Consider the following 20,319-nt stretch of genomic DNA (forward strand, 5'->3'; position numbering starts at 1 on the left):
TATACGCAAAGCGTTAAGAAGGTGCCCTTCCTTGTCTTTACAGGCCCTTGGGGTGCCAGACGGTCTTGGTTTCCAGGTACGCCGTCATGGGGGCGAGGCCGGGGTCGGCGGACCAGTCGACGGCCGCCGGGCGGCGGACGCGCTTGAGGGTCTCGGCGGCGGCCTGCTCCAGCTCCAGGGCCAGCTTGGCGTCGGCCACGCCGGTCAGGTCCAGGCCGTTGACGTCGCTGTGCGAGGCGAGCCAGGGGCCCATCTCGGCGGCGGAGCCGGTGAGGATGTTCACCACGCCGCCCGGCACGTCGGAGGTGGCCAGCACCTCGGCCAGCGTGATCGCCACGCGCGGGGCGTCGGAGATCACGATCACCGTGTTGCCGGTGGCGATCGCCGGGGCGATGACGCTGACCAGGCCGAGCAGCGTCGGGCTGGACGGCGCGACGACCGCGACGACCCCGCTCGGCTCGGGCGAGGAGATGTTGAAGTACGGCCCGGCCACCGGGTTCGCCCCGCCCGCCACCTGCGCGATCTTGTCGGTCCAGCCCGCGTACCAGACCAGACGGTCGACGGCCTCGTCCACCTCGGACTCCGGGACCTCCAGCGCGGCGAACTCGCCGCGGCGGCCCTCCAGCATCTCCGCGACGCGGTAGATGACCTGACCCTTGTTGTACGCGGTCGCGCCCGACCACTTGCCGAACGCGGCCCGCGCGGCGAGCACGGCGTCGCGGGCGTCCTTGCGGGATGCCTGGGCGGCGTTGGCCACGAACTGCCCCCTGCTGTCGGCGACGACATAGGTGCGGCCCGACTCGCTGCGCGGGAACGCACCACCGATGAACAGCTTGTACGTCTTGCGCACGGCGAGCCGTGCCGGTGCGGCGGCGCCCGTCGTGCGCGTCGCGGCGGCGTCCTTCTTACTGGGCAAGGTAGGCCTCCAGGCCGTGGCGGCCGCCCTCGCGGCCGTATCCGGACTCCTTGTAACCGCCGAACGGCGAGGTGGGGTCGAACTTGTTGAACGTGTTCGCCCAGACCACACCGGCCCGCAGCTGGTCGGCGATGGCGAGGATGCGCGAGCCCTTCTCCGACCAGATGCCCGCCGACAGGCCGTACGGCGTGTTGTTGGCCTTCTCGACCGCCTCGGCCGGGGTGCGGAAGGTCAGCACCGACAGCACCGGCCCGAAGATCTCCTCGCGGGCGATGCGGTGCGCCTGGGACACGCCGGTGAAGATGGTCGGCGCGAACCAGAACCCGCGCTCGGGCAGCTCGCAGGCCGGCGACCAGCGCTCCGCGCCTTCGCTGGCGCCGATCTCGGCCAGCGCCTTGATCCGGGAGAGCTGCTCCGCGGAGTTGATCGCGCCGATGTCGGTGTTCTTGTCCAGCGGGTCGCCCACGCGCAGGGTGGCCATGCGCCGCTTCAGCGACTCCAGCAGCTGGTCGGCGACGGACTCCTGCACCAGCAGCCGGGAGCCCGCGCAGCAGACGTGGCCCTGGTTGAAGAAGATGCCGTTGACGATGCCCTCGACGGCCTGGTCGATCGCGGCGTCGTCGAAGACGATGTTCGCCGCCTTGCCGCCCAGCTCCAGGGTGACCTTCTTCTTGGTGCCCGCGACGGCCCGCGCGATGATCCGGCCGACCTCGGTCGAGCCGGTGAAGGCGACCTTGTCCACGTCGGGGTGGTTCACCAGGGCCGCGCCGGTCTCGCCCGCGCCGGTGACGATGTTGACCACGCCCGGCGGCAGCTCGGCCTGCTGGCAGATCTCGGCGAACAGCAGCGCGCTCAGCGGCGTCGTCTCGGCCGGCTTGAGCACCACCGTGTTACCCGCGGCCAGCGCCGGGGCGATCTTCCAGGCGAGCATGAGCAGCGGGAAGTTCCACGGGATGACCTGGCCGGCCACGCCCAGCGGGCGGGGGTCCGCGCCGAAGCCCGCGTACGGCAGCTTGTCGGCCCAGCCCGCGTAGTAGAAGAAGTGCGCGGCCGACAGCGGCACGTCGACGTCGCGCGACTCCTTGATCGGCTTGCCGTTGTTCAGCGACTCCAGCACGGCCAGCTCGCGGCTGCGCTCGGCGATGATGCGCGCGATGCGGAACAGGTACTTGGCCCGCTCCCGGCCCGGCATCGGGCCCCACACGTCCTCGTACGCGCGCCGCGCCGCCTGCACGGCCCGGTCCACGTCGGCGGCCGACGCCTCGGCGACCTCGGCCAGCACCTCCTCGGAGGCGGGGGAGATAGTCTTGAAGCTGCCCGCGCCGTCGGTGAACTCGCCGTTGATGAACAGCCCGTACGACGGCTGCAGCTTCACGATCGAGCGCGACTCCGGCGCCGGAGCGTATTCGAACTTCGTCATGTCACTCAGTCCAGGGTGAAGTAGTCGGGGCCGGAGTAGTGGCCGGTGGCGAGCTTGGTGCGCTGCATCAGCAGGTCGTTGAGCAGCGTGGACGCGCCGAACCGGAACCAGTCCGGGTCCAGCCAGCCGTCGCCGGCGATCTCGTTGACCATGACCAGGTACTTGATGGCGTCCTTGGTGGTGCGGATGCCGCCCGCGGGCTTCACGCCGACCTTGCGGCCGGTGGTGTCCAGGAAGTCGCGCACCGCCTCCAGCATGATCAGCGTGACCGGCAGGGTCGCCGCGGGGGACACCTTGCCGGTGGAGGTCTTGATGAAGTCGCCGCCGGCCAGCATGGCCAGCCAGGACGCGCGCCGCACGTTGTCGTACGTGACCAGCTCGCCGGTCTCCAGGATGACCTTGAGGTGCGCCTTGCCGCACGCCTCCTTGATCGCCACGATCTCCTCGAAGACCTCCAGGTAGCGGCCGGCCAGGAAGGCGCCCCGGCTGATCACCATGTCGATCTCGTCGGCGCCCCCCGCGACGGCCGCGCGGGTGTCGTCCAGCTTCACCTTCAGCGGCGCCTGCCCCGACGGGAACGCGGTCGCGACGCTGGCCAGGTGGATGCCGGAGCCCCGCAGCGCCTCGGCGGCGGTCGGCACCATCGACGGGTACACGCAGATCGCGGCGACCGGCGGGCAGGACGGGTCGGCGGGGTCGGGACGGCGCGCCTTCGCGCACAGCGCCCGGACCTTGCCGGGGGTGTCCGCGCCCTCCAGCGTGGTCAGGTCCACCATCCGGATGGCGAGGTCGATCGCCCACGCCTTCGCGGTCGTCTTGATCGATCGGGTGCCCAGGCCCGCGGCGCGCGCGTCGGCGCCGACCCGGTCCACGCCGGGCAGGCCGTGCAGGAAGGTCCGCAGCGCCGCGTCAGAGCGCGTGACCTCGGACAACGGTGAGATGGTGGCCGTCATACGCGAAGTCTACGCGGCCTCACGAGTATCGATCTTGTCCACGTCGTGGGATCACGCGCTCCGGTGGCCACGGTCACCGCGCCCCGTGGCGATGATCGCCACTTCGTGTCAGAAAGTGCGGTCTGGCCGCGTGTTTGGACACGAAACGCCGATCATGGCCCGGCCCGCCCGGCCCGGCCCGCTCGGCGTGACCGGTCCGCCTGGCGCGACCGGGTCGCGTCTGACCCGTCGGTGGGGGCGGTCGCCGTCGGGGTTCCACGCGGCCGACATACCGGGTTCACGTGGCGTCCATGCTGGTCACCGACTGTCATGGCGTGCGCATCATGCACTTCACCGACACGTACCTGCCGCGCCGCGACGGTGTCGTCACCTCGCTGCGCACGCTGCGCGCGGCCCAGGCCGCCGCCGGACACGACGTGCGCTGCGTCGTCCCGGCTCACGGGGACCAGGACGACGAGCCCGGCCTGCTCCGGGTGCCCGCGCTCGCCTGCGGCGTGGCCGACCTGCGACTGGCCCGCTGGCCGCTGGCCACCCGCCGATCCCGCGAGCGCCTCGTCGCCGACCTGACCGCGTACCGGCCCGACGTGGTCCACGTGCACACCCCCGGCCCGGCCGGGCTGCTCGGGGTGCTGCTCGCCGACCGGACCGGCGCGCGGCTCGTCCAGACGTACCACACCGACCTGCACGCCTACGCCGACGCGTACAAGGTGCCCGGCTGGGCGCTGCGGCTGCTGCTGCGCCTCTACACCCGGCGGCTGGGCGTGCCCGCGCCCGCCGCGGGCGACCGGGCGGCCGTGCTGACCGAGGGCAACCGGCTGCTGCTCGGTCCCGCGAAGGCCGTGGTAGTGCCCACCCGGGCAGTGCTCGACCGGGTCGCCCTGCCGGTGCCCGCGCAGCGGCTCGCGCTGGTCCCCACGGGGGTGGGCGAGCGCCCCGCGTCGCGGGCCGAGGCGGGGGCGTTCCGCGCCGGGCACGGCATCGGGCCCCGCGACCCGCTGGTGCTGTTCGTCGGCCGGGTCAACCGCGAGAAGGGCGTCGACCTGCTGGTACGCGCGTTCGCCCGGATCCTGGCGGACCGGCCCGACGCGTGGCTGGTACTGGTCGGCGCGGTCTACGAGCCGCGCTGGCTGGCCCGGCTGCTCCGGGACGCCGGACCCGGGATCGCCGCTCGGGTCGTGTGCACCGGGCAGCAGCCGCCGCACGTCGTCGCCGCCGCGTACGCCGCCGCGGACGTGTTCGCGTTCCCGTCGCGTACCGACACGCAGGCCCTGGTGTTGCAGGAGGCGGCCCTGGCCGGGCTGCCCGCGGTGCTCGCCGACCCGTCCCTGCACCGCTACGGCACCCTCGACGGCCACGCCGCGCTCGCCGCGCCCGAGCCGGAGCCGTTCGCCGCCGCCGTGCTCGGCCTGCTCGGCGACCGCCGCGCCGCACACCGCCTCGGCGCCGCCGCCCGCGCCCGCGCCGCCGCGCACACCCCGCAGCGGTACGCCGAGGCGATGCACGCGGTGTACACCATGGCGGCGGACACCACGGCAGCGGTTGGCACGACGCGGGCGGTGGCGGCCGGGTAGTTTCACGTCGTGGACGTACTCGTCGTAGATCACCCGCTGGCCCAGGCCCGCCTCACCGCCATGCGCGACGCTCGCACCGACTCGGCCAGCTTCCGGGCCGCGCTGCACGAGCTCACCACCATGCTGGCCTACGAGGCCACGCGCACCTTCAAGGCCGACACGTTCCCGGTCGAGACCCCGGTGGCGACCGCCGTCGGCACCCGCCTGGCCAACCCGCCGCTGCTGGTGCCGGTGCTGCGGGCCGGTCTCGGCATGGCCGACGCCGCGCTGAGCCTGCTGCCCGAGTCCTCGATGGGCTTCGTCGGCCTCGCCCGCGACGAGCACACCTTCGAGCCCCGCGCCTACATGGAGTCCCTCCCCGGCGACCTCACCGGCAAGCCCGTCCTGGTCCTGGACCCCATGCTCGCCACCGGCGGCTCCCTCGAACACTGCTGCCGCCTGCTCGCCGACCGCGGCTGCACCGACATCACCGTGCTCTGTGTCCTGGCCGCCCCCGCCGGCATCGACCGCCTCCGCGCCTCCAACCTCCCCCTCCGCCTGGTGACGGCCTCCATCGACAGCCACCTCAACGAACACATGTTCATCGTCCCCGGCCTCGGCGACGCCGGCGACCGCCAATTCGGCGGCATGCCCCGCTTCTAACCCGCCTCTACGCGTTGATCATGAACTTATGGACGTGTTCGGCGGCGTGTCACGACCCTGTCACCGTGATCACCAACTCGGCCCCACCGGGCGCGCGAGGTGATCACGGCGTGGGGATGGTGACACGCCGTCCAGCACGTCCATAAGTTCATGATCAACGCGGGTCAGGTGGGGCGGCGGAGGACGGCCAGGACGGACTGGCCGAACGGTGGGCGGTGGCGGCGTTCGAGGCGGCGGGTCACGGGGGTGACCACCGAGTCGTAGACGTGCATCATGGTGCCGCCCTTGGGGGACATGCCGAGTAGGCGTGCGGTGATGAAGTAGCAGATGAAGCCGAGGGAGTTGACGTACTCCATGCGCTCGACCCGCAGGCCTGCGGCGAGGGCGACGTCGGTGAGGGTGCGGCGGGTGTAGCGGCGCCAGTGGCCGGTGGCGACGTCGACGCGGCTCATCGCGATCGGGAACGCGGGGACCACCAGGACCAGGGGCGCGCCGGGGCGGACCAGACGGGCCATGCTGCGCAGGGCGGCGACGTCGTCCTCGATGTGCTCCAGGACGTTGTAGCTGACCAGGGCGGTGTGCTCGCCGTGCTCGTCGGTGGGCAGCAGCATCTCGCGGATCTCCACCCGGGGGTCGTCGGCGAAGCGCTGCTTGAGGTCGACGAGGCGCTCCGGGTCGGCCTCGGTGGCCGTGTAGCGCTCGACGTGCGGCAGCCACTCGATCGCGTAGTCGCCGAGCCCGCTGCCGATCTCGATGGGGTGCGTACCCAGGTAGGGCGTGGCCATGCCGGCGAACCAGCGGCGGTGGTTGACCGCCTCGGCCAGGCTCTCCAGCACCGCGGCCTGGATCTTCTGGTCGCCGGTGAGAAGGCCGGGCTCTGTGGCGTACGACGTCATCGACTGCATCCGTCCGGTAGCTGCAACGAGAATCTGTTTCCGAGTTGACCCGATAATTCAGGGCTAATCAGGACAGACTACCTAAATGCCGTACATTCGACGCTCGTGAAGACCGAAATTCAGGAGTGGCACCGGGTACGGACCACCTCGGCCGACCGCCCCCGGCACCCCCGCAACCGCACTGACCAGCCACGACGTATCAACGCGACAGCGCTGGTGCTGGGTGCGTACCTGGCCGGCGCGGTGCTGGTGACCTGGGGGCTGTGGGCCGGCGGGTCCCGTGCCGTGCTCTCCGCGAACGCGCCCGACCAGGTGTTCTTCCAGTTCGTGCTGCGGCACGCGGTGGACGTGCTGGCCGGTGACGCGAACCCGTTCTTCACCGCGCAGATGAACGCCCCGTACGGGGTCAACCTGATGGCCAACACGGTCGTCCTCGGCCTGGGCATCCCGCTGGCCCCGCTGACGGTGCTCGGCGGCCCGCAGCTCAGCTTCACCGTGCTGCTGGTGCTGGGCTTGGCCGGCACCGCCGCGGCCTGGTACTGGTTCCTGCGGCGCCACGTCGTCGGCTCGCGCGCGGCGGCGGCCGTCGGGGCCGCGCTGTGCGGGTTCGGGCCCGGCATGATCAGCCAGGCGAACGGGCATCCCAACTGGACCGCCCAGTTCCTGGTGCCGTTCCTGGTGCACTGGACGCTGCGCATGGCCGAGCCCGGCCGCGCCCTGCGCAACGGGTCCGTGCTCGGGCTGCTCGTCGTCGCGCAGGCGTTCGTCAACGAGGAGGTGCTCCTCTACACGGCGCTGGGCTGCGGCGTCTTCCTGGCCGCGTACGCGGCGCTGACCTGGCCCGCGCGGCGGGGGGCGATCCGCCCCGTGCTGGCCACCGCGGGCGTGGCGGCCGTGGTCGGGGGAGCGCTGCTCGCGTACCCCCTCTGGAAGCAGTTCTTCGGGCCGCAGAGTTACCGCGGGCTGCCGCCCGGGGCCTCGGCCTTCGGCGCGGACCTGGCCGGCTTCGCCGCCTTCCCGCGGCTGTCGCTGGGCGGCAACGTCGACGCCACCCGGCTGCTGACGCCGAACGCGGCCGAGGAGAACACGTTCTTCGGCTGGCCGCTGCTGGCGCTGCTCGGGCTGGCCGTCGCCGGGTGGCTGTGGCGGCAGGCGCCGGTCCGCGCGCTGATCGTCACCGGCGCGGTGTTCGCGCTGTTCGCCATGGGGCCGCAGGTGCTGTCGGGTGGCGAGCGCACCGGGCTGCCGGGGCTGTGGCGGCCGTTCCACCACCTGCCGCTGCTGGAGTCGGTGGTGCCGGTCCGGTTCGGGCTGGTGCTGCTGCCGGTCGTGGGGGCGCTGGTGGCGCTGACCATCGAGGTCGTGGCGCGGCTGCCGCGGCAGTCGGCGCAGGGGCTGCCGCTGCGGCGGCTGGCGTACGCGCTGGTCGTGCTCGCTCTGGTGCCGCTGCTGCCGCTGCCGCTGCCGACGCACCGCGGACCGGCGGTGCCGAAGTTCGTGACGGCGGGGACCTGGCGGGCGTACGTCCCGGAAGGCCGCACCCTGGTCACCGTGCCGGTGACGAGCAACGAGCACACGGAGGGCATGCGCTGGTGGGCGCAGTCGGGAGCGGGGTTCGGCTTTCCCGGCGGGTATTTCATCGGCCCCGGCCGCGAGCCGGGCACGGCCCTGTTCGGGCCGCCGCCACGCCCGACCGACCTGCTGTTCGCCTCGATCGTCAAAGGCGCGAAGGTGCCGGAGGTGACCGGCCGCATGCGCGAGGGTCTGCTCGCCGACCTGCGCTTCTGGCGGGCGGGCGCGCTGGTGCTGCCCGACGGCGCGCCCCGCGCGGACGTGCTGCGTGAACTGGTCGACGACCTTGTCGGCGGCGGCGTGCGCACCGGCGGGGTGACGGTCTGGCCGGTGAGCGAGCTGGCCCGGGCGGACGGGCAGCCTTGGGCGCCCGCCGCGCCGGGGTCCGGTGGGCCTGGGTCCGGTGGGCCCGCCGCGCCGGCGGACCGGGAGGACGGCCCCGTGCCGCCTGGCGGCCGCGAGGACCCGCCCGTCGGGTGAATCTTGTGCAGTTCGTGTCGTCAGGGCAGCACAAACTGCACAAGATCTGTTCGGGTCATCCGGGCGGCGAAGGCTCGGCCCGCTGCCGGGTGTTAGGAAGGGCACCTTCTACATCGGAAAACGATAAGAAGGTGCCCTTCCTTTCGCTTTAAGGGCTGACGGACCAGATGCCGAGGGCGGCGGCTACCTCGGTGCGCAGGGCGCGGACGGTCGCGGCGGCGCGTTCGCGGGCGGCGGCGACGTCGCCCTCGGAGACCGGCTCGACCACTTCGAGGTATGCCTTGAGCTTGGGTTCGGTGCCCGACGGCCGGACCACCACCCGGGCGGTCTCGGTGCGCAGGATGACCACGTCGGCGTTCAGCTCGCCGGGGCGGTCGAGCAGGTCCTCGGTGGACGTGACCGGCTCGTCGAGCAGCGAGCCGGGGAGCTTGGCGCGCAGGTGCGTCATCATCCGCTCGATCTCGGCCAGGTCGTCGACGCGCACCGAGAGCTGGTCGGTGACGTGCAGGCCGAACTCGTTCGCGAGGTCGTCGAGGCGGTCGGACAGGGTGCGCAGCTCCGCCTTCAGGCCTGCGGCCAGCTCCGCGACCAGCAGGGCCGCGGTGATGCCGTCCTTGTCGCGGACCATGCCGGGGGCGACGCAGATGCCCAGCGCCTCCTCGTAGCCGTAGACCAGGTCGGGCGCGGCCCGGGAGAGCCATTTGAACCCGGTGAGCGTCTCGGCGTACCCGAACCCCCGCTTGGCGCACATGGCCCGCAGCAGCGAGGACGAGACGATGGTGGTGGCGTACGTGCCGGTGCGGCCCAGCCGCATCAGGTGGTCGGCGAGCAGCACGCCGACCTCGTCGCCGCGCAGCATGCGCCAGCCGTTGCCGTTGCCGTTGGGCGCGGGCACGGCCACCGCGCAGCGGTCCGCGTCGGGGTCGTTGGCGATCGCGATGTCGGCCCGCCGCTCGGCGGCCAGCGCGAGGACCAGGTCCATCGCGCCCGGCTCCTCCGGGTTGGGGAAGGAGACGGTCGGGAAGGCGCCGTCCGGCTCGGCCTGCGCGGGCACGGCCGCGGGCACCGGGAAACCGGCCCGCAGGAACGCGTCGCCGAGCACCCTGCCGCCCACCCCGTGCAGCGGTGTGTACGCCACCGCCAGGTCCTTGGGCTGGTCGTCCTGCACGACCGCCGCGGCGGCGGCCAGGTAGGACGTCACGATCTCGTCGTCGAGCACGGTGCCCGGGTGCCCGAGCGGCACCTGCGAGAGCAGCTTCACGTCGCGGATCTCGGCTTCGATCTCGCGGTCGGCGGGCGGCACGATCTGCGCCCCGGCGCCCAGCGGGCCGCCCAGGTGCTCGCCCAGGTAGACCTTGTATCCGTTGTCCTGTGGCGGGTTGTGCGAGGCGGTGACCATGACGCCGGCCACGGCGTCCATCGCGCGCACCGCGTACGCGAGCACGGGGGTGGGCAGCGGGCGGGGCATCAGCGCGGCGCGCATCCCGGCGCCGGTGGCGACCCGGGCGGTCTCCTGCGCGAACTCGTGCGAGCCGCGGCGGGCGTCGTACCCGATGACCAGCAGGCCGCCGGGCTCGTGCTTGGTGAGCCAGTTGACCAGGCCGGCCGCGGCCTGCCGGACCACGGCCAGGTTCATGCCGTTGGGGCCGGCCCGCAGTGGGCCGCGCAGCCCGGCGGTGCCGAAGGTGAGCGGCCCGCTGAACCGGTCGGTCAGCTCGGCTTCGGTGCCCGGTAGGGCGTCGAGCAGCTGCTGCAGCTCCTTGCGCGCGTCGGGGTCGGGGTCCTGGGCGATCCAGTGGCGTACGCGATCGGCAAGGTTGTCGGTCATCGGTGTTTCATAACACGCGGACCGCACCTTTGCGCAGCAAACCCCTCAGGTGGTGACGAGCGCGAAGGAGCCGATCGCCGCGTCGAAGACCGGCTTGTCCGCCGCGAAGGAGTCGTCCCAGGTCGAGAGGTAGATGTGGTACGCCATACCGTCGGCCGCGCCGATGCGCCAGATGGCGTGCCGGGTGCCCTTCTCCGGCGGGGTGCACAGGTACTCCAGCTGCGCGGCCGTCTCAAGGGTGCCGAGCTTCTGGTCGGACAGGTCGACGCGCTGGTAGGTGTCCTTCTGGCAGCGCTTCGTGTCCTTCTTGAAGTTGCGCTCCGCGCCCTCCAGCTCCTTGGTCGGCGTGCCGGAGGACTTGTAGACGTTGATGCGCAGCCAGCGCTCGCTGTCGGCGGGGTCGCGGTAGTCGACGTAGCTGCCCGCCTTGACCGCCTTCCAGCCGGCGGGGACGAGCACGGTGACGCCCTTGAAGGTCACCCTCTGCATGCCGTCGGGCACCTGGGGCGCGGCCGAGGAGGCCGGGCTCAGGGTGTTGCCGGGGGCGGCGGAGCCGGGCGGCTGCTGCTCATCGTCGCCCATGACCGCCCAGGCCACCCCGGTGATCAGCACGACGCCGGCCAGGCCGGCCGCGGCGGCCAGACGGATCTTCTTCGGCCACGCCTTGACCTGGCCGACCAGGTTGTCCAGGGGCTTAGGCCCAGCCGCCGCAGCCGGGCGCGGACCGGCGGCCTGCACGGTCTGCAGCGCCCCGGTGGGCGCGGGGTGGGCGCCCGTGGGCATGTCGAGCGGGTCCGGCGCGCTGCGGCGGCCGCCGCCGGTGGCGCGGGTGGACGGGGTCTCGCCGGTGTGCAGCAGCGCCCGGCCGCCGATCTCCTTGGCGGGGCGCTCGGCCTGCGCCGGTGCCGCCGGGGTGACCCAGGCGGTGGTGCTCGGCTGCGGCGCGACGACCGCCCACGGGTCGGTGACGTGCTGCGGGGTGGCGTTCTGGGCCAGCGGCCCGGCCAGCAGCTCGCGCAGCGTCGCGCGGGCGCGGCCCACGTCCCAGCGGCGGTCCGGGTTCTTCTCCATGAGGCCGTAGAGCACGTCGCGCAGCGGGCCGCAGCGCTGCGGCGGGACGGGTTCCTCCTCGACCACGGCGTGCATGGTGGCCAGCGGGTCGCCCTTGTCGAACGGCGGGCGGCCCTCGACGGCGGTGTACATCGTCACGCCGAGCGAGAACAGGTCGCTGGGCGGCCCGAAGGCGTGGCCGAGCGCGCGCTCGGGGGAGATGAAGTGCGGCGAGCCGAGCACCATGCCGGGCGTGGTCAGCTGCACGTCGGTCGGCAGCTTGGCCACGCCGAAGTCGGTGAGCACGCAGCGGCCGTCCGTGGTGATCAGCACGTTGGCCGGCTTGACGTCGCGGTGCAGCACGCCCGCGGCGTGCGCCACCTCCAGCGCGCCGAGCAGCGCGATGCCGATCTTGGCGACCGCGCGGGGCGCCAGCGGGCCGTCCTCGATCACCATGTCGGCCAGGCCGCGGGCGTCGAGCAGCTCCATCACGATCCAGGGGCGCCCGGCCTCGGTGACCACGTCGAAGACCTGGACCACGCTCGGGTGGGACAGGCTCGCCGCGGCGCGGGCCTCGCGCAGGGTGCGCTCGTACATCGAGGCGGCGTCGCTGGCGGCCAGGCCCGGCGGCAGCACGACCTCCTTGACGGCCACCTCGCGGCGCAGCACGGTGTCGGCGGCACGCCAGACGGTGCCCATACCGCCGTGCCCGATCGCGGTGCGTAGCGAGTAGCGTCCGCCGATGACGGTGCCCGGAGCGGCTCGGCCGGGGGTGGGGCTGCCGCTCCAGGTGGATGCATGGGTGGTCACTGCTGATGCCGCCAAGTGGGAGGGGACGAGGGGACGCGCAATTCCCTATCCTGTACGACTCGGCCGCGCAGCGAAAGCCGTGGGCGGGCATCTACGCCCAATTTCACCGTTCCGTCCTGCTGTCATCACCCTGGGTGTACGTGATGTGCGCAATCCCTCACCCCGGCGGGCGACCTGTCCGCCTAACATCCGGGGTATGAACGAGCGTTCAGCGCGGCGCAGCGAATCCGGCTTCCCCATCGAGCCCGTCTACGGACCGGCCGGCGGCGAACGTCCCGGCGAGTACCCGTTCACCCGGGGTGTGTACCCGACGATGTACACGTCCCGTCCGTGGACCATGCGCCAGTACGCCGGCTTCGGCACCGCGGCCGAGTCGAACGCGCGCTACCACCAGCTGCTGAACGCGGGCACCATGGGCCTGTCCGTCGCGTTCGACCTGCCCACCCAGATGGGGTACGACTCGGACGAGCCCATCGCGCACGGCGAGGTCGGCAAGGTCGGCGTGGCCATCGACTCCATCGAGGACATGCGGGTGCTGTTCCGCGACATCCCGCTGGACAAGGTCTCCACCTCGATGACGATCAACGCGCCGGGCAGCGTGCTGCTGCTGCTCTACCAGCTCGTCGCCGAGGAGCAGGGGGTGCCGGGCGACCGGCTCAACGGCACCATCCAGAACGACATCCTCAAGGAGTACATCGCGCGCGGGACGTACATCTTCCCGCCCAAGCCGTCGCTGCGCCTGGTCGCCGACACGTTCGCCTACTGCCGGGCCGAGATTCCCAAGTGGAACACCATCTCGATCTCCGGCTACCACATGGCCGAGGCGGGCGCCACGCCCGTGCAGGAGATCGCGTTCACGCTGGCCGACGGCATCGAGTACGTGCGCGCCGCGGTCGCCGCCGGGCTCGATGTGGACGCCTTCGCGCCGCGCCTGTCGTTCTTCTTCGTCGCGCGCACCACGCTGCTGGAGGAGGTGGCGAAGTTCCGCGCCGCCCGCCGCATCTGGGCGAAGGTGATGCGGGAGGAGTTCGGCGCCAAGGACCCCAAGTCGTGGATGCTGCGCTTCCACACCCAGACCGCGGGCGTGCAGCTCACCGCGCAGCAGCCGGAGGTGAACCTGGTCCGGGTCACCGCGCAGGCGCTCGGCGCGATCATGGGCGGCACCCAGTCGCTGCACACCAACTCCTACGACGAGGCCATCGCGCTGCCCACCGAGAAGGCGGCCCGGCTCGCGCTGCGCACGCAGCAGGTGCTGGCGTACGAGACCGACCTGACCGCCACCGTGGACCCGTTCGCGGGCTCCTACGTGGTGGAGGCGATGACCGACGAGATCGAGGCCGAGGCCACGGCGCTGATCGGGCGGGTGTTCGAGCACGGCTCGGCGGTCGGTGCGATCGAGGCCGGCTTCCAGAAGCGCGAGATCGAGTCCTCGGCGTACCGCACCGCGCTGGAGGTGGACTCCGGCGAGCGGGTGGTGGTCGGCCTCAACCGGTTCACGATCGACGTCGAGGAGCCGTACGAGCCGCTGCGCGTCGACCCGGCGATCGAGAAGGAGCAGGCCGCGCGCCTGGCGAGGTTGCGCGCCGAGCGCGACGCCGACGCGGTCGAGGCGGCCCTGGGCAAGCTCCGCGAGGCCGCGGCGGGCAGCGAGAACGTGCTCTACCCGATGCGCGAGGCGCTGCGGCTGCGGGCGACCGTGGGTGAGGTGTGTCACGCCCTGCGCTCGGTGTGGGGCACGTACCAGCCGCGCGAGACGTTCTGACATTTCTCGATCAACCACCCGGGCGACCCCGCCCGGGTGGTTTCGTGTCTCCGGAGCGGTTTTCGCGTTAGAGGGTTGTTGCATGACACCGTTCGTGCGACTGAACTGCACCGCGTGATGCCAGTCTCCCGTCATGCGTGACCCGGCACGTCGTCACCCGTTGTAGGAGGTGAGGACACGTGCAATCGACGGTCCCGCTAGCTGCGGAACGCTCCTACCTGCTCGAATGTGACTCTCCGCAACCCGGGGGCTACAAGAACGTAGTTGCGCAGAGTCACCGTTCCAGGGCTAGGCTTGACGCGTTTTATCCCATCGACCGAGATCGAGAATCTGCCGTGACGAGTGCGCTGGCGCTGCCCAAGAGCAGCTTGCTGACGTCGTCCATGGTGTCCGAGATCATGTCGGACACCGATCCGCTGCCTGGCCGGCTCGACCGCTGGCTCGCCGCGCGGGGCGCCGACCTGGTAGCCGTACGACGTCACATTCACGCGCACCCGGAACTCTCGCACCAGGAGTTCGAAACCGCCGCACTGGTCGCCCGCGAACTCGCGGCCGCCGGCCTGCAGCCGCGTTTCCTGCCCCGGGGCAACGGCGTGATGTGCGACATCGGCGAAGGTGAGCGGGTCATCGCGCTGCGCGCGGACCTCGACGCGCTGCCGCTGCCCGACACCAAGGACGTGGCCTACCGCTCGACGGTGCCGAACGTGACCCACGCCTGCGGTCACGACGTGCACACCACCGTGCTGCTCGGGGTCGGCCTGGCGCTGGCCCAGCTGGAGCAGCAGGGCGGCATCGGCGGCCGGGTGCGGCTGATCTTCCAGCCGGCCGAGGAGTCCATCAACTCGGGCGCCCCGGAGATGATCTCCGCGGGCGCGCTGAAGGACGTCGCCGCGATCTACGCCCTGCACTGCGCGCCGCAACTGCCGGTCGGCATCGTCGGAGTGCGCTCGGGTGCCATCACGGCCGCCTGCGACGCCGTCGAGGTCCGGCTGAGCGGCAAGGGCGGGCACACCGCCCGCCCGCACCTGACCGCCGACCTGGTGTACGCCCTGGGCCGGGTGGTGACCGAGGTGCCCGCGCTGCTGGGCCGCCGGGTCGACCCGCGCGCGGGCCTGTCCATGGTCTTCGGCGCGATCCACGCGGGCGAGGCGTCCAACGCGATCCCGAGCGAGGGCAGCGCCAAGGGCACCATCCGGGTGCTCAACCGCGACGCCTGGCGCGAGGCGCCCGACCTGGTCACCCAGCTGATCAAGGATGTGGTGGACGGCACCGGCGCCAAGGCCGACGTGCGCTACACCCGCGGCGTCCCGCCGGTGATCAACGACCGGATGGCGTCGGCGGTCATCGCGGGCGCGGCCGGCGCGGCGCTGGGCGCCGAGCGCGTGGTCGAGGCCGAGATCAGCATGGGCGGCGAGGACTTCGCGTTCTACCTGGAGCACGTGCCCGGCGCCATGATCCGGCTGGGCACCGGCATCCCCGGCGCGGCGGCGGGCATGGACATCCACCAGTCGGCCTTCGACGTCGACGAGCGCGCCATCGGCTACGGCGTCCGCACCATGGTCCACACCGCGCTGGCGGCCCTCGCCTCCCCCTCGTTCTGAACCACGCCGAAGCCCCCGCCCGGCCCGTTACGGCAGGGCGGGGGCTTCGTCATGTCTGCCCGCCACGGCGTGCATTCCGTCCGTCCGCGCGGACCGTCCCCCACGCCGCTCAGGCGTGACGTGGCGGACGGCCGCGCGAGACCGGCAGGGGGTCAGTCCCCAGCCGGCGGGGCGGCGGGCGCGGCCGGCGGCGCGGGCGCGGCGGCCACTGCCGGGCGACGGCGGCGGCGCAAGGCGATGAGCAGGCCGACCGGGATCGCCAGCGCGATCAGGAACGGCAGCACGAAGCCGAACACCGCCAGGGCCACCTGGACCGTGCCGACGAAGGCGTCCCAGCCGGCCTTCAGGCCGCCCAGGAAGCCCGGCATGGGCTCCTCCTCCGGCTCCGGCAGCGGGGTGTGCGGGCCGACCAGCGACACGCTGATGGTCGACAGCGCCACCAGGTCGTCCAGGGTCGCCTTCTTGCGCTCCAGCGAGGCCAGCTCGGCCTGGCGCTGGTTCAGCTCACGCTCCAGCATCACCACCTCGCTGAGCTGCTTGGCCTGCGTGAACATGCGGCGCACCGACTCCACGCTGGCCCGCTGCGCGGCGATCCGGGTGTCCAGGTCGACGACGGCCTCGGTCACGTCCTCGCTGTTCGAGCCGCGGGAGACCTCCTCGCCCAGCTTCGCGATCTGCTCCAGCACGCCGTGGAACTGCTTGGCGGGTACGCGTACGGTGATCGAGGCCTCGGCCTGGGTGCTGCCGGAGACCCGCTTCTCCGCCCCGATGTGCCCGCCCGCCGTGGTGACCAGGCCGGTGAGCCGGTCGGCGGCGGCCGCCACGTCGTCCACCCGCACGGTCAGCTCACCGCGGTAGATCAGCGAGCGGCCGGTCACCGGGCCGCCGGTGGCCGTGACACCCTCCGGGGCGGCGGCGCCGTCGCCCTCGGCCTTGTTCTGCTCGCCGTTGGCCAGCGGGTCGCGGCCCGCGTCGGCCGCGCCGGGCACCGGCTTGCCCATGGAGGGCGAGGCTGCCTCGTTGTCCGACGAGGCGCACCCGGCCAGCAGCATCAGGCCGGTCACGGCCGCCACTACGAACGTCTTCTTCATGCCTTTGCGGACGCGTCTCATGACACCTCAGGTTCCGGCAGACTGGTCACGGAAGGGCGACAGTCGAGACACGAAATCGAGCGACGTCAGAAAGGCGGCCACCGATGCGGGTGACGAAGTACTCCCACTCCTGCCTGCGGATCGAGCACGACGACGCGGTTGTGGTGATCGATCCGGGCGTGTGGAGCGAGTCGGAGCGCGCGCTGGACGGGGCCGACGCGGTGCTGCTGACCCACGAGCACGCCGACCACGTGGATGCCGACCAGTTGGTCGACGCGCTGGCCAAGCGCCCGTCGATCCAGATCTACGCCCACCCCGACGTGGTGGACAAGTTCTCCGCGCAGTGGGCGGGCGCCGCGGTGCCGGTCACCTCCGGGCACGCCTTCACCGCCGCGAACCTCCTGGTCAAGGCCTATGGCGGGCTGCACGCCGTGATCCACCCGGACATCCCGCGGGTGGCGAACCTGGGCTTCCTGATCAACGAGACCCTCTACCACCCCGGCGACTCGTTCGACGTGCCCGAGGGGGCGCGGGTGGAGACGCTGTTCGTGCCGGTCTCCGGGCCGTGGCTCAAGCTGGCCGAGTCGATCGACTTCGTCCGGGCGGTCCGGCCGCAGCGGGCGTACGCCCTGCACGACTGCCTGTTCAACGAGCAGGGCCTGGCGCTGACCGACGCGCACATGACGGCGCGCTCCGGCGCCGAGTACGCGCGCCTGGCCGCCGGGTCCACCGTGGAGGTCTAGCCGCCGTCCCAGGTCATCAGGTTCGCGAACAGGTCGGCCTGCTCGGCCGCGTCGTCCAGGGCGTGGTGGGTGTGCGGCCGGGTGGACAGCAGGTGCCGCGGCATCGCCCGCTTGTGCGCCCGGCCGAACGGCACCCCCGCCCTGATCGCGTACGCCGTCTTCACGTCCAGGCAGCCGGAGTGCCCGAACACGCTCGCGCCCGTGAAGCGGATCAGGTACCAGTACACGAACATCCAGTCGAAGCTCGCCGGATACGCCACGAACACCGGCCGGGCGTCGCCCGCGGTCGCGGTCACCCAGCGGCTGAACTCGCGCATCGCCACGGCCGGGTCGGCGCCCTCCCGGGCGAGCGCGTCCCGGTCCAGCCCGGACACCGCCAGCGCGGCCGGCACGAACTCGTCGCTGATCGGCCGCAGCTCCCGGTAGAACGTCGCGGGACGCGGCCCCGCCGGGGTGAACGACTCCGCCATCGACCCCGCGACCACGGCCCCGAAACTGAGCATCGAGTACGGCCCCGGGATGGGCCCGTCCGCCTCGACGTCCACCGAGAAGTACATGTCCGCACGCACGCGGCAAGCGTAGGGGCGACCTGTCCGGACGCGCACCCGTATTCCGGGGCTGCCGCCGGGCGCCCCGCACCGGCACAATCCACATGTGACACCCCCGTTGACGGCGACCGCCACGCAGACCGCGGCGATGGCGGCGAGCGCGGTGAACCGGCTCGGCGGCGCGTTCCTGGAATGCCCCCGCACGCTGCGCCGCGCCCGCGAACTCGGCCTGACCGGCTGGGCCTGCTACGTGGCCGGCCGGGGCGGCGCGCTCGGCGACGTCCGGCCCGACACCGTCGCCGCCGCCCTGGGTCTCATCGCGCCGGACGCCGTACGCGACGGCTGGGACGCCGCGCGCCGGGCCCTGTCCCCGCGCGAGGTCGCCGCGCACATGCTGGCCGAGTGCTGCCGCTGGGGCACCGAGCACCTGGACGACGTGCCGCGGGTGGACCGGCTGGTCGAGCTGGCCGAGAAGGCGGTGCTCGCCGCCGACGGGTCCGGCCTGCCGCTGTTCGCCGCCTGGCGGGCCATGCCGGTGCCCGGCGACGGCCCCGGCGCCCGCGCCGCGGTGGCGCTGCACCTGCTGCGCGAGCACCGCGCCGGGGCGCTGCTGCTCGGCGTCCGGGCCTGCGGGCTGAGCCCGGTGCAGGCGCTGGTCGCCGGGCCGGAGGGGGAGGCGGCGGCGGTCGCGTTCGGCTGGCAGCCGCCGTACCCGCCGGTCGCCCCGCTGCTGCGCCGTCGAGCCTGGGCGGACGCGGTCGCCGACCGGGTCGGCGGCCAGGCGGTCCTGCACTTCACCCCCGCCGAGCGCGGCGAGCTGGTCACCCTCCTCAAGGACACCGCCCGCACGGTCTTCCCGCGCCGCCCCTGACCTGCCCAGGTGGGTAAATGGGCTGCCGATCGGCCGGGCGGTTGCCAGGATGGCGGCGTGACGAACGATGAGCTGCCCGCGGGATGGGCGTTTCGGGCCACGAGCCAGGCGGATGCCGACGACCTGCTGGCGCTGGTGCACGCCAGTGACATGAGTGCGGTCGGATTCGCCGACTTCGCGCCGGAGGACGTGGCCGAGGCGCTGGCGGGGCCGCACAGCGAGGTCGCGGTGGACGCCACCGGCGCGATCGCGGGCTGGGCCTTCCTGGAGGACGGCGCGGGCGGCCCGCGCGAGTTCCTGGAGGTGTACGTGCACCCGGAGGGCGGCCGCCCGGCGATGCGGCCGCTGCTGGCCAGGATCATCGCGGCGGCGCAGCGGCGGGCGGCGGAGCGCGGCGAGGGCACCTTGCGCGCGGGCGCGGTCCCGGTCGAGCAGTACTGGATCGACTCGCTGACCGCCGTGGGCTTCACGTTCGTGAAGCAGTACGCCCGCATGCAGCTGGACCTGCCCGCGCCGGCGATCGAGCCGGTGCCGGACGTGATGGTGCGGCCGGTGCGCGAGGACGAGCTGCCGGCGTTCTTCGCGGTGCTCGACACCGCGTTCCGGGACACGCCGGACTACCAGCCGACCAGCTACGAGCGGTGGCGTGAGCGCTTCCTGGACGGGCACCGGGTGCGGCTGGACGAGTGGTTCGTCGCCGAGGTGGACGGCGTCCTGGCGGGCATCCTGCAGTCGTCGGAGCAGAGCGACGTGCACGGCGAGGGCTGGGTGAAGCATCTCGCGGTGCGCTCGGAGTTCCGCAAGCGCGGGGTGGGCCGGGCGCTGCTGGCCGCCGCGTTCGACCGGTACGTCGCCAACGGCCGCACCTCGGCGGGGCTGGGCGTGGACCTGGCCAACCCGACCGAGGCGATCAGGCTGTACACGGGCGTGGGGATGCGCCCGGCGTACCGGGCGAACATCTACGAGCGGCCGGCCCTGCCCTAGGGCCGCACGGTGCGGGTGGGGCGGGCGCGCAGGGCCGCGACGTAGTCGTCGGGGGCGCCCGCCTTCTCCGCCGCGTTCGCGATCTCCGACAGGTACCACGCGGTCGGCAGGCCGCCCTCGTACCCGTGGAAGACGTACACCCAGGCCAGCGCGCTGCCGTCGAGCGTGGCGACGCGCAGGTGCAGCTTGGTGTAGGTGCCCGCGTTGGCGCCCTCGACCTCGTCGAGCGCCGCCTCGTCCCACGGGTGCACGTCGTACAGCGCGACGAAGACCCGGTCACCCGGCGATTCGACGATCGTGGTGACCGCGCCCTCCCAGCCGACCTCGTCTTCGCCCGCGAAGGTCAGCCGCCAGTCTTCGAGCCAGCCGGTCCCGACCATGGGCGAGTGCGGACAGTATGCCCGCATGCGGGCAGGGTCCAGGTTCGAGCCGTACGCTGCGTAATGACGCACGGCGATGACGATAGCCGCCCGGACCGCTTGCTGAGAATACGCCCGTGCGTGTCGGACCGTTCGGTGTCTTTCTCAGCACGCAGCGTGAGCGTGATCGCGCTCGCATCCGACGCTGCGTGACTTGCCGCG

Annotated in this window: 17 protein-coding genes; 8 read left to right on the forward strand and 9 right to left on the reverse strand. The window is 72.7% G+C overall.

Features of this window, described 5'->3' with window-relative positions; genetic code table 11:
* Positions 1-37: 37 nt before the first annotated feature.
* The 3 genes from CS0771_RS09390 to deoC are packed head-to-tail and all read right to left on the reverse strand — an operon-like array spanning position 38 to position 3,289.
* A complete protein-coding gene (locus tag CS0771_RS09390) occupies positions 38-916 on the reverse strand; it encodes an aldehyde dehydrogenase family protein (protein WP_212840639.1) in 879 nt (292 codons plus the stop codon).
* On the reverse strand, positions 906-2,336 hold the full coding sequence (locus CS0771_RS09395) for an aldehyde dehydrogenase family protein (RefSeq protein WP_212840640.1): 1,431 nt from the start codon (positions 2,334-2,336) through the stop codon (positions 906-908). The genes CS0771_RS09390 and CS0771_RS09395 overlap by 11 nt, the downstream gene beginning before the upstream one ends.
* Positions 2,337-2,341: 5 nt before the next feature.
* A complete protein-coding gene (gene deoC, locus CS0771_RS09400; protein WP_212840641.1) occupies positions 2,342-3,289 on the reverse strand; it encodes a deoxyribose-phosphate aldolase in 948 nt (315 codons plus the stop codon).
* A 290-nt stretch (positions 3,290-3,579) separates the two neighbouring features.
* Here deoC and CS0771_RS09405 point away from each other — a divergent pair, with 290 nt between their 5' ends.
* Positions 3,580-4,860, forward strand: coding sequence for a glycosyltransferase (locus CS0771_RS09405; RefSeq protein WP_244871330.1), 1,281 nt, complete (start codon positions 3,580-3,582; stop codon positions 4,858-4,860).
* Between the two features lie 9 nt (positions 4,861-4,869).
* Positions 4,870-5,502 (forward strand): uracil phosphoribosyltransferase, encoded by a 633-nt coding sequence (upp, locus tag CS0771_RS09410; RefSeq protein WP_212840643.1) that lies wholly within the window; start codon positions 4,870-4,872, stop codon positions 5,500-5,502.
* A 164-nt stretch (positions 5,503-5,666) separates the two neighbouring features.
* On the opposite strand, the gene CS0771_RS09415 is transcribed toward upp, so the two are convergent.
* The gene (locus CS0771_RS09415) at positions 5,667-6,398 is read right to left on the reverse strand and encodes a bifunctional 2-polyprenyl-6-hydroxyphenol methylase/3-demethylubiquinol 3-O-methyltransferase UbiG (RefSeq protein WP_212840644.1); all 732 of its coding nucleotides are present in this window, start codon (positions 6,396-6,398) and stop codon (positions 5,667-5,669) included.
* Between the two features lie 105 nt (positions 6,399-6,503).
* On the opposite strand from CS0771_RS09415, the gene CS0771_RS09420 reads away from it, so the two are divergent.
* Positions 6,504-8,450 carry a hypothetical protein gene (locus CS0771_RS09420; RefSeq protein WP_212840645.1) on the forward strand — a complete coding sequence of 649 codons (1,947 nt, stop codon included), beginning with the start codon at positions 6,504-6,506 and terminating at the stop codon, positions 8,448-8,450.
* 148 nt (positions 8,451-8,598) lie between these two features.
* On the opposite strand, the gene CS0771_RS09425 is transcribed toward CS0771_RS09420, so the two are convergent.
* Positions 8,599-10,278, reverse strand: a complete 1,680-nt coding sequence (locus tag CS0771_RS09425) for a phospho-sugar mutase (RefSeq protein WP_212840646.1) — start codon at positions 10,276-10,278, stop codon at positions 8,599-8,601.
* A gap of 45 nt (positions 10,279-10,323) precedes the next feature.
* Complete coding sequence (locus tag CS0771_RS09430; RefSeq protein ID WP_212840647.1) at positions 10,324-12,138, reverse strand: serine/threonine-protein kinase; 1,815 nt, start codon at positions 12,136-12,138, stop codon at positions 10,324-10,326.
* A 196-nt stretch (positions 12,139-12,334) separates the two neighbouring features.
* On the opposite strand from CS0771_RS09430, the gene CS0771_RS09435 reads away from it, so the two are divergent.
* Both CS0771_RS09435 and CS0771_RS09440 read left to right on the forward strand, forming a co-directional pair.
* Positions 12,335-13,900: a methylmalonyl-CoA mutase gene (locus tag CS0771_RS09435; protein WP_212840648.1), complete on the forward strand. Its 1,566-nt coding sequence runs from the start codon at positions 12,335-12,337 to the stop codon at positions 13,898-13,900.
* 383 nt (positions 13,901-14,283) lie between these two features.
* Positions 14,284-15,501, forward strand: a complete 1,218-nt coding sequence (locus tag CS0771_RS09440; protein WP_371821561.1) for an amidohydrolase — start codon at positions 14,284-14,286, stop codon at positions 15,499-15,501.
* Between the two features lie 152 nt (positions 15,502-15,653).
* Here the strand turns inward: CS0771_RS09440 and CS0771_RS09445 are convergent, their stop codons facing one another.
* A complete protein-coding gene (locus CS0771_RS09445; protein WP_244870702.1) occupies positions 15,654-16,613 on the reverse strand; it encodes a DUF4349 domain-containing protein in 960 nt (319 codons plus the stop codon).
* 83 nt (positions 16,614-16,696) lie between these two features.
* On the opposite strand from CS0771_RS09445, the gene CS0771_RS09450 reads away from it, so the two are divergent.
* The gene (locus tag CS0771_RS09450) at positions 16,697-17,335 is read left to right on the forward strand and encodes an MBL fold metallo-hydrolase (protein WP_203743145.1); all 639 of its coding nucleotides are present in this window, start codon (positions 16,697-16,699) and stop codon (positions 17,333-17,335) included.
* On the opposite strand, the gene CS0771_RS09455 is transcribed toward CS0771_RS09450, so the two are convergent.
* Positions 17,332-17,904: an exonuclease gene (locus CS0771_RS09455; protein ID WP_212840650.1), complete on the reverse strand. Its 573-nt coding sequence runs from the start codon at positions 17,902-17,904 to the stop codon at positions 17,332-17,334. The two genes, CS0771_RS09450 and CS0771_RS09455, sit on opposite strands and share 4 nt — an antisense overlap.
* A gap of 127 nt (positions 17,905-18,031) precedes the next feature.
* Between CS0771_RS09455 and CS0771_RS09460 the strand changes: the two genes are divergently transcribed.
* On the forward strand, positions 18,032-18,754 hold the full coding sequence (locus CS0771_RS09460; protein ID WP_212845725.1) for a hypothetical protein: 723 nt from the start codon (positions 18,032-18,034) through the stop codon (positions 18,752-18,754).
* Positions 18,755-18,811: 57 nt separating this feature from the next.
* Positions 18,812-19,738, forward strand: coding sequence for a GNAT family N-acetyltransferase (locus CS0771_RS09465; protein WP_244870703.1), 927 nt, complete (start codon positions 18,812-18,814; stop codon positions 19,736-19,738).
* Here the strand turns inward: CS0771_RS09465 and CS0771_RS09470 are convergent.
* Positions 19,735-20,190: a gamma-glutamylcyclotransferase family protein gene (locus tag CS0771_RS09470; RefSeq protein WP_203743141.1), complete on the reverse strand. Its 456-nt coding sequence runs from the start codon at positions 20,188-20,190 to the stop codon at positions 19,735-19,737. The two genes, CS0771_RS09465 and CS0771_RS09470, sit on opposite strands and share 4 nt — an antisense overlap.
* Positions 20,191-20,319 lie beyond the last annotated feature (129 nt).

This window comes from Catellatospora sp. IY07-71 (assembly GCF_018326265.1).
Lineage (GTDB): Bacteria > Actinomycetota > Actinomycetes > Mycobacteriales > Micromonosporaceae > Catellatospora.

What these genes read in the sequence shown, in the direction of transcription:
- CS0771_RS09395 (WP_212840640.1), bottom strand. Translation starts at nt 2,336, where the DNA reads ATGACGAAGTTCGAATACGCTCCGGCGCCGGAGTCGCGCTCGATCGTG.
- deoC (WP_212840641.1), bottom strand. Translation starts at nt 3,289, where the DNA reads ATGACGGCCACCATCTCACCGTTGTCCGAGGTCACGCGCTCTGACGCG.
- CS0771_RS09405 (WP_244871330.1), top strand. Translation starts at nt 3,580, where the DNA reads ATGCTGGTCACCGACTGTCATGGCGTGCGCATCATGCACTTCACCGAC.
- CS0771_RS09415 (WP_212840644.1), bottom strand. Translation starts at nt 6,398, where the DNA reads ATGACGTCGTACGCCACAGAGCCCGGCCTTCTCACCGGCGACCAGAAG.
- CS0771_RS09425 (WP_212840646.1), bottom strand. Translation starts at nt 10,278, where the DNA reads ATGACCGACAACCTTGCCGATCGCGTACGCCACTGGATCGCCCAGGAC.
- CS0771_RS09435 (WP_212840648.1), top strand. Translation starts at nt 12,335, where the DNA reads ATGAACGAGCGTTCAGCGCGGCGCAGCGAATCCGGCTTCCCCATCGAG.
- CS0771_RS09440 (WP_371821561.1), top strand. Translation starts at nt 14,284, where the DNA reads ATGGTGTCCGAGATCATGTCGGACACCGATCCGCTGCCTGGCCGGCTC.
- CS0771_RS09445 (WP_244870702.1), bottom strand. Translation starts at nt 16,613, where the DNA reads ATGAGACGCGTCCGCAAAGGCATGAAGAAGACGTTCGTAGTGGCGGCC.
- CS0771_RS09450 (WP_203743145.1), top strand. Translation starts at nt 16,697, where the DNA reads ATGCGGGTGACGAAGTACTCCCACTCCTGCCTGCGGATCGAGCACGAC.
- CS0771_RS09460 (WP_212845725.1), top strand. Translation starts at nt 18,032, where the DNA reads ATGGCGGCGAGCGCGGTGAACCGGCTCGGCGGCGCGTTCCTGGAATGC.